Here is an 8,519-nt window from a genome sequence, read left to right on the forward strand (position 1 = left end):
CCATGCCACCGGGCAAACCCGCCAAGCGGCGCCATCCGCGCAGACGCCCCCGGCGCGCGCGCGACCCGCCCCCTGCGCACCGCGTAACGCCCACGCGAGCGCACCCAAGCCGACCGCCAACCCCCGCGCATGCGGCGCGCCGACGGGCCAACACCAAACCGCCAAAGACCGCAACGAAACAGGCGAGCGCAGCGCAGGACGCGGCGCGCATGGGCCGAGGCGACGGACTTGAACTTTGACAGACCCGGGGCGCGCGGCGCCACCCCCCGCCCGCCCGGACAGCCCCCGGAAAAGGGGAAACGAAGCAACATGGCCCCCGCGCCATGCCACCGGGCAAACCGCGCCAAGCGGCGAACCCACACACAAACCAAGGAGCACCGAAATGAGCAAGAAACTGAACCGCTGGCGTCTATGGATCATGTGGATAGCCGCCATCGCCGTCGTAGGCTGGTACTGGCTAAGCGACCCCGACGGCGGCACGGAAACCCTTATGCGCCTGCAATGGCTCGCCTGGCTCTGCGTAGCCGCAGGCCCGGTATACCTGCTGCGCCGCGCCTTCCACGACGAAGCACGCTCAGCCGAAGCCTACCGCCGAGCGCTGGACAACCCGATCGGCGCCGGACTGGTATTCCTCGGCCTGGCACTACTCACCGGCATGCTCTTCCTGGCCTTTGCCAGCCGAGCCGCAGCCGGCCAAGCACCGCCCGCAGCGGAAAAACACCCGCCAGCGCAAACGGCAGAACAGACCCCACAGCGCCCAGAAGGCCCATAAAGCCCCAGACCAGCGAAAACAGCAGCCAAGACAAACACCGACGCTGTAACAGCGGTTCCGCTACGATGGCACCCGACACCGCAGCGAACCGGAATCGAAATCGGAATCGGAATCGAATACGACCTGGGCCAACGCAACCGGCAGGCCGACCGGCCGCCAAAGACCGAAACAAGCAGACAAACCCGGCGCAAGACCGGGCGGCGCGCGAAGCCAGGACCCCAAGAACCGGGCCCCGCGCGGAAAAAAGAAACCAAACCACGGCGCAAGCCGAAAAACCCATCGCCCAAAGCGAACCCGGAAACTGACGTGGACCTGACCGAAAGCACAGCGCAACACACCGCCGCCGCCCTGGAGAGGCAATACCGCATGCACCGCATCGCCTGCGAACTCTTCACAGCCGAGCACAGCCTGCAAAACCACCCCGGCGCAGACATCCTCACAGGCACCCGGGGCAGCGACACACTCGACATCGCCAACACCCACGGCGTACAAGCCGGCGCCGACTACCTGCTCAGCGACACAGGCAAAACCAGCCTGGTACACATCGCCGCGATCGAAACGCCAACACGCGTACGCCTGGCCGCCAAACTCACACGCAACTGGGACGCCAGCGCCCGGCTAAGCGGCAGCACACTCAGCGCACGCGCCCAGGGCGGCGCGCACGCAGCCATAGGCGCGCAATGGATCTCCCGGAGCATCGAACTCGGCGCAGACGGCGCAGTACGCGCCGTCATCATCCGCCGCAGCCAAAACACCGGCGAAGCCCGCCTGTACACACGCAACGCCAACACCCGGAACTGGACCGAACGCCCCTGGACACAGCGGCGCACCGCAGACGCAGCCGCAGGCCTGGCCGACTACGAATACCCCATCGCGACAAACGCAGACGGCCCACTGCGCCTGATCATCGAAGGCGAAGCCATGGACATCCGGCACATCATCGCCCTGAACAGCGGCACCGGCCTGGGCGGAGACAGCAACCCACGCCTGCGCCCGCAAGCACCCAGAATCAGCCACCCGGCCGACGGCGCCAACAACATCATGGAAACCCCCACACTCAGCGCCAGCGACTACCAAAGCCCGACAGGCAAACCCTTCGCCACAGCACAATTCCAAATCAGCGACAGCGAACACTTCGCGCAAACACAGCACGACACGGAAAAAACCGCCCTGAGCGACCCCGTCCCCGCCGGCACACTCGCAGCCGGCACCACCTACTACCTGCGCTGCCGCGTCAAAGACACAAGCGGCGCGGTATCGGACTGGTCCGCAGCAAGCCGCTTCACAACCGCCGCGCACTACCGCTACATAAACACCCCCTGCATCACCGCACCGGCAAACGGCCAAAGCGCAATCGCAGAACAACCCACATTCCAAACCAGCGCCTTCGCCGTCACCGGAGGCCAAGACACACACGCCTACAGCGAATGGCAAATCCGCCTGGCGCGCAGCAACAACATACTCTTCGGCGCAAGCAGCATCCACACCCACTACACCATCCCGGCGAAACACCTGAACGACGGACAAACCCAATACACAGTGCGCGTACGCCACATCGGCAACACACTCGGCGCATCCGAATGGTCCGGCGAAACCCACTTCAAAACCCGGCAACACTTCGGCCCAAGCCAAACCACCACCATCGCCACAGCCACCCGCAGCGACAACGACATCCGACCGCCACCCCCTATGCGGACACGACGAACACGCTAAACCGCCACCGGCAAAACGCCGAAAAAAGAAAACAAGCCGCGCCCCAAAACGCGGCTTTTTTTTCGAGACCAAAACAGAGAGAAAGAAATGAGCAAAAACCGCAAGCACACACAGCCACAGGACAAACGCCCAAGCCCCATCGCCACCGGGAGCCAGGGCGGACCGAACGCCCCCGAAAGCGGCAGACAAGCCCCCATGCACCCGCACAGACTCCCCACCGCAGGACGGAAACACCGGGGCCCGGCGCTACTCAGCGGCCTACTCCTGCTCAGCCTGGCCAACCAAAACACAGCCAGTGAACTACCACCCGGAGCAAAAAAACACCTGCCGACACTCGCCGCAGAACAAGCCGCACACTGGCCGCAAGCCCCACTGCGCTCAGCGCTCGCGGCACAAATCGAACAAGAAACCTGCCCCAGCCTGAAATCGGCAAAATGCTGGAACCCCCGCACCGAACTGAAAACCGCACGCGAATACGGCTTCGGCCTGGGACAACTGACCATCACGGCAAAATTCGACAACTTCGCGCAAGCACGCAAACTGCACACAAGCCTGCGCGACTGGAAATTTGAAAACCGATTTGACGCCCAACGCCAACTCCGCACCATGATCCTCATGGACCGCGCCGCATACAACCGACTCACAGCCATAGACGCACAACAAGAACGACTGGCAATGACCCTCGCGGCATACAACGGCGGCCTGGCCGGCGTACAACAAGACAGACGACTATGCGCACAGACAACGCACTGCGACCCCAAGCGCTGGTTCGGCCACGTGGAACGACACAGCCTGAAAGCCAAAACCAGGACAGCAGGCTACGGAAAATCCTTCTTCGAAATCAACCGGGAATACGTACGCGCCATCCTGCACGAACGCCGAAAACGCTACAGCGCATACTTCGGAGAGGCATGACATGAGAATCCCCACAAGCTACCGCCTGCTCCTGCTGACCCTGCTGGCAGCCGCCCTATACGGCCTGGGATGGAAACAAGGAACGCAACACACCCAAGAGCAATGGGACAGGGAAACAAAACAACAAGCCCTGCAAGCCGCGACCGAAGAGAAAAAGCAAGCCCAAGCCACAGTCCAAGTAGTCAGCAAATACGCAGACCGCATAAAAACCGTGCGCCAAGAAGGCGCAAACATCAGCAAGGAAATAAGCCAACATGTACCAACCCAAGCCGACGCTGCCTGCACTGTGCCTCATGGCTTTGTGCGGGTGCACGACCGCGCCGCCCAAGGCAACGCGCATGCCGAGCCCACCGGAGATCCTGATGCGGCCCCCGCAGGCATTGCACTGTCTACCGTCGCCGAAACAGTCGTCGAAAACTACACCAGCTGCCGAGAAAACGCGGAACAACTGAGCGCGCTGCAAGGCTGGATACACGCGATGCAAGAACCCGCGAGCGAAAGCGGGCCCGAACAAGGGCCCGCCGCAGCCGGCAAGACGCCGGACGGCCTATTTTCTGAGTATTGAAGAAAGCCAATGTCCACCGAACCCGAACAACGCCAACGAGCCAAAAACATGGTGCTGCTGCACCGCGAAGACTGCGACGAACTGCTGGAACAAGCGGCCGAGCGGGGAGCGAAACGCTGCCTGGAGCAACTCGGACTGGAAAACGGCCACGCCGCGCGCGACATCAGCGAACTGCGCAGCCTGCTGGAAGCCTGGCGCGACGCCCGGCGCACGGCCTGGCAAACGGCAGTCAAGCTGGCCACCAGCTGCCTGCTGGCCGCACTGCTCGTGGGAGTAGCGATCAAGCTCAAACTGCTGGGCGGCGGCCCATGACGCACAACAAACAGTGCCCCGTGCACCAAAAACCGAAACGCATCCCCCAAGTCCCCCCCGAAAAAAGCCAAAAACCCAGCAAACATGCGGCAATCCGACCCCGGCTCGGGGCACCAGACAGTTGTTGGGATTTCCGCTGAAACGGGCTCAAGGCATTCTGGGCATGCCGCCGCCCATTTTCTTCATCATCTTCATCAGGCCGCCGCCCTTCATCTGCTTCATCAGGCCCTGCATTTGCTCGAACTCCTTGAGCAGGCGGTTGACCTCTTGCACCTGCACACCCGCGCCATGGGCGATGCGCTTCTTGCGCGTGGCTTTGATGAGTTCGGGTTTGCGGCGCTCCAGCGGGGTCATGCTCTGGATGATTCCCTCCTTGCGCCGCATGTCTTTCTCCGCCCGGTCCATGTCCATGGCGCCCGCCTTGGCGCTGAGTTGGGACGGGAGCTTGTCCATCAAGCTCGAGAGCCCGCCCAGTTGCTTCATCTGCTGAATCTGCGCCAGAAAGTCCGTCAGGTCGAAGCCGTCGCCCCTCTTGAGTTTGGCGGCGAACTTTTGCGCGGCCTCCTGGTCAACGCCGGCGGTGACCTGCTCGACCAGCGCCACGATGTCGCCCATGCCGAGAATGCGGCCCGCGTGGCGCTCGGCGTCGAATACCTCCAGGCCGTCGAGCCTTTCAGACACCCCGGCGAACTTGATGGGCGCGCCCGTGATTTGGCGCACCGACAGCGCCGCGCCGCCGCGCGCGTCGCCGTCGAGCTTGGTCAGCACGATGCCGGTCAGGGGCAGCGCCTCCTTGAACGCCCGCGCGGTGTTGATCGCGTCCTGGCCCTGCATGGCGTCGACCACGAACAGGGTTTCGACGGGGTTGAGCGCCGCGTGCAGGTCCCTGATTTCCTGCATCAGGACCTCGTCGATGGCCAGGCGCCCGGCTGTGTCGACGAGCAGCACGTCCATGTAGTGTTTCTTCGCGTAGTCCAGCGCGGCGCGGGCGATGTCCAGCGGTTTCTGCTCCGGGGTGCTCGGGAACCATTCGGCGCCGGCCTGCTGCGTCACCGTTTTGAGCTGCTCGATGGCCGCCGGGCGGTACACGTCGCCGGACACCGTCAACACCTTCTTCTTGCGCTTTTCCACCAAGTGTTTTGCGAGTTTCGCCGTGGTCGTGGTCTTGCCGGCGCCCTGCAGGCCGGCCATCAGGATGACGGCGGGTGGCTGCGCCGCGAGGTTGATGTCGGCCACGCCCGCGCCCATGGTCGCGACCAGTTCGCGGTTGACGATTCCCACCAGCGCCTGACCGGGTTTGAGTGAGCCCAGCACCTCCTGGCCCTGCGCCTTTTCCTTCACGCGCGCGATGAAATCGCGCACCACGGGCAGGGCCACGTCGGCTTCGAGCAGGGCCATGCGCACCTCGCGCAGCATGTCCTGCACGTTGGCTTCGGTGATGCGGGCCTGGCCGCGCATTTGCTTGACGAGGCGCGTGAGTTTGTCGGTAAGGGCGGAGGCCATGGGAGAAATTCCGGTGTTGTGCGCGCGGCGCTGGTGCTGGCGGTGCGGCGAAAGTGATACGCGGGGCGCGCCGCGCGGGGACGCGCTACCCGCAGGTTGCCCTAAACTGTGACCCATGATCTTACCCGGCGCTTCCCCCGTCAGCTGGCTGCTGGTCCTGGCTGCGACCGTGGCGTATGCCGTGCCCGCTGCTGCGGCCTCGCGCCTGGGGGCGGTGGCCGCGCGCAATGCGTTGTCTGCGGCCTGGATGCTCCACGGCGCTGTGCTGGTGTGGGGTCTGGCGGGCGATCCCCCGCGCTTTGGCTTTGCGCCGGCCTTGTCGATGACGGCCTGGCTGGTGCTCACGGTGTACGCGGTGGAGCGGCAGCTGTTCCCGCAAATGCAGGCGCGCTGGGTGTTGGCGGCATTGGGTGCGGTGGCCATCGTGCTGGCCGTGCTTTTTCCGGGGCAGCCCCTGCACGTGAGCGCTTCGCCCTGGCTGCCCCTGCATCTGGCGCTGGGCCTGGCCTGCTATGGTTTGTTCGCGGCCGCTGTGGTGCACGCTTGGCTCATGACCCGTGCGGAGCACCATATCCGCCAGGCCGAGGATCCGCATAGCGGCATTCCCCTGCTGACGCTTGAGCGGCTGACCTTTCGTTTCGTGACCGCGGGCTTCGTCCTGCTGACGGCCACGCTGCTCGCCGGCTGGCTGTTCGGCGACACCCTGTACGGCCGTGCCTGGCGCTGGGACCACAAGGCCGTTTTCTCGCTGCTCTCCTGGCTGGCGTTTGCCGCGCTGCTGTTGGGCCGTGCGCGCTTTGGCTGGCGTGGCCGCAGTGCCGTGCGCGTGCTGTACGCGGGCTCAGCGCTGCTGCTGCTCGCGTATGTGGGCTCGCGCTTCGTGTTGGAAGTCGTTCTGGGGCGCAGTGCATGAAATACCTGGTCCTGCTGCTGGTTCTGCTGCTGGGCATCGGAACCTGGCGCAGCCGCCGCGCAGCGCAGGGATCCGCGCCCCCGCCGCGCGCGTCGGCCCAGGACATGCCCGCTTGCGCGCACTGCGGTGTGCACATTCCCCAGGCAGAGGCCTGGACGCTTGGTAATCAGGCTTACTGCTGCGCGGAGCACCGGCAACTCGGCCCGGGCTGAATCCCCATGCACACCCAGCCTGCAGGCAGCTTTCTGCCCCCGGTGAATCCAGCGTTCGTGCGCCTTTGGCGCGGGTTTCTGACCGGTCGCGTGATGGTCGCGCTGGCGCTGCTGGGCCTGCAGGGCACCGGGCAGATCATCTACAAAAGCGCCGAGCCTGCGCTGCTTGCCGTGTGCGTGGGGTATCTGGCGGCCACCGTGGTGCTGAGCGTGCTGGCCAGGCACGACCCTCCGGCGCCGTACACCGGAGCGCAATGGGTGCCGTCCATCGGCGTTGACCTGGTGGCCATTACGGCGCTGCAGTTGCTGCACGTCGGCAACATCGACTACACGCCCCTGTTCGGTCTGCCGATCCTGATGGCCGCCGCGCTGGGCACGCTCACGCTGGCGCTGGGCACCGCGGCGGGCGTGACCCTGTTGCTGCTTGCCTGGGCCGGGTGGACGAGCACATACCAGACGACGGACGACGACACGCAGCGCTACCTGCAGGGCGCGCTCACCGGAACGGGCTACTTCATCGTCAGCTACCTCGTGCACCAGCTGGCGTCCCGGCTGGCGCGCGAGCAGAAAGTCGCGCAGCAAAGCCGGATCGCCGCCCACGTGCAGGCCCAGGTCAGCGCCCTCGTCATCCAGAACCTGAGCGACGGGGTGCTCGTGGTCGATGAAAGCGACACCGTGCACATCGCGAATCCGGCCGGACTGCAACTGCTCGGCCGTGTTCCCGTACCGCAGCCGCCCTTCAGCCTGGCGCGCGAAGCGCCCTGGCAACCGCTGGTCACCCTGGCCCGGCATACCTTCTGGCAGGAGAGGCCGCAGACCGCGGACGCGAACCTGCTGCATCCCGGCCAAAGCCCCGCCGGCCTGCACGTGCGCACCTGGTTGACCTCCACGCGCGAAGCCGCGCGCCAGACGCACACCGAGCGGCTGTGCGTGATGTTCCTGCACGACCTGCACGAGATGGAAGCGCGCCTGCGCACCGAAAAGCTCGCGGCGATGGGACGCATGTCCGCCGCCGTGGCGCACGAGATCCGCAACCCCCTGGCGGCCATCGTTCAGGCGAATGCCCTGCTCGAAGAGGATTTGCACGACTTGGCGCACAAGCGGCTCACGCACATGGTGCGGCAAAACGCCGACCGGCTGGCGCGCATTGCCGAAGACGTGCTCGACATTGCCCGCGACCAGCACCCGACGAGCCATGCACCGGAGCCGACCATCCCCCTGGACGAGAGCATTGCCCAGATATGGAGCGACTGGCAGACGCAGGACCCGATGCGCCGCCGCGCGGTGCTCATGCTCGGCGCAGACGCGGCGCAGGTGGAGTTCGACGCGGAGCACCTGCGCCGGGTGCTGGTGAATCTGCTGGACAACGCGCTGCGCTACGTCGGGCATGAGCCCGATTCGCTCGCGGTCATCACGCATGCATCCCCCACGGGCCAGGTCAGCCTGCAGGTCTGGAGCGACGGCGCGCCCATGGACAAATCCGTGCAACGCCATCTGTTCGAGCCCTTCTTTTCCTCGGAGAGCCGCTCCAGCGGTCTGGGTCTTTATATTTGCCGCGAGCTGTGCCAGCGCCACGGGGCCTTCATCAGCTGCCAACGGTTCAGCCGCACCACC

At 65.2% G+C, this 8,519-nt stretch carries 9 protein-coding genes; 8 read left to right on the forward strand and 1 reads right to left on the reverse strand.

Translation table 11 applies throughout. The features are described from left to right. Positions 1-382: 382 nt before the first annotated feature. The 5 genes from VTU_RS0110920 (at position 383) to VTU_RS0110945 (ending at position 4,277) form a co-directional block, all read left to right on the forward strand. The gene (locus VTU_RS0110920) at positions 383-772 is read left to right on the forward strand and encodes a hypothetical protein (protein WP_010104098.1); all 390 of its coding nucleotides are present in this window, start codon (positions 383-385) and stop codon (positions 770-772) included. A 306-nt stretch (positions 773-1,078) separates the two neighbouring features. Next, positions 1,079-2,485 (forward strand): glycoside hydrolase family 78 protein, encoded by a 1,407-nt coding sequence (locus VTU_RS0110925; protein ID WP_010104099.1) that lies wholly within the window; start codon positions 1,079-1,081, stop codon positions 2,483-2,485. A gap of 87 nt (positions 2,486-2,572) precedes the next feature. Continuing rightward, positions 2,573-3,400: a lysozyme family protein gene (locus tag VTU_RS30700; RefSeq protein ID WP_010104100.1), complete on the forward strand. Its 828-nt coding sequence runs from the start codon at positions 2,573-2,575 to the stop codon at positions 3,398-3,400. A gap of 1 nt (position 3,401) precedes the next feature. Further along, positions 3,402-3,965, forward strand: a complete 564-nt coding sequence (locus VTU_RS26865) for a hypothetical protein (protein WP_010104101.1) — start codon at positions 3,402-3,404, stop codon at positions 3,963-3,965. Between the two features lie 9 nt (positions 3,966-3,974). Continuing rightward, on the forward strand, positions 3,975-4,277 hold the full coding sequence (locus tag VTU_RS0110945) for a DUF6127 family protein (protein WP_010104102.1): 303 nt from the start codon (positions 3,975-3,977) through the stop codon (positions 4,275-4,277). A gap of 147 nt (positions 4,278-4,424) precedes the next feature. Here VTU_RS0110945 and ffh read toward each other — a convergent pair whose 3' ends face one another. Then, positions 4,425-5,780 (reverse strand): signal recognition particle protein, encoded by a 1,356-nt coding sequence (ffh, locus tag VTU_RS0110950; RefSeq protein ID WP_010104103.1) that lies wholly within the window; start codon positions 5,778-5,780, stop codon positions 4,425-4,427. 115 nt (positions 5,781-5,895) lie between these two features. Here ffh and VTU_RS0110955 point away from each other — a divergent pair, with 115 nt between their 5' ends. The 3 genes from VTU_RS0110955 to VTU_RS0110965 form a co-directional block, all read left to right on the forward strand. Further along, a complete protein-coding gene (locus VTU_RS0110955) occupies positions 5,896-6,693 on the forward strand; it encodes a cytochrome C assembly family protein (RefSeq protein ID WP_010104104.1) in 798 nt (265 codons plus the stop codon). After that, positions 6,690-6,905: a PP0621 family protein gene (locus VTU_RS0110960; protein ID WP_010104105.1), complete on the forward strand. Its 216-nt coding sequence runs from the start codon at positions 6,690-6,692 to the stop codon at positions 6,903-6,905. Before VTU_RS0110955 ends, VTU_RS0110960 begins: the two co-directional genes overlap by 4 nt. Positions 6,906-6,911: 6 nt before the next feature. Beyond that, positions 6,912-8,519, forward strand: a 1,608-nt coding sequence (locus tag VTU_RS0110965) for an ATP-binding protein (RefSeq protein ID WP_010104106.1), incomplete at its 3' end; no start/stop codon positions are given.

The organism is Verminephrobacter aporrectodeae subsp. tuberculatae At4, from assembly GCF_000193225.1.
Classification (GTDB): domain Bacteria; phylum Pseudomonadota; class Gammaproteobacteria; order Burkholderiales; family Burkholderiaceae_C; genus Acidovorax; species Acidovorax aporrectodeae.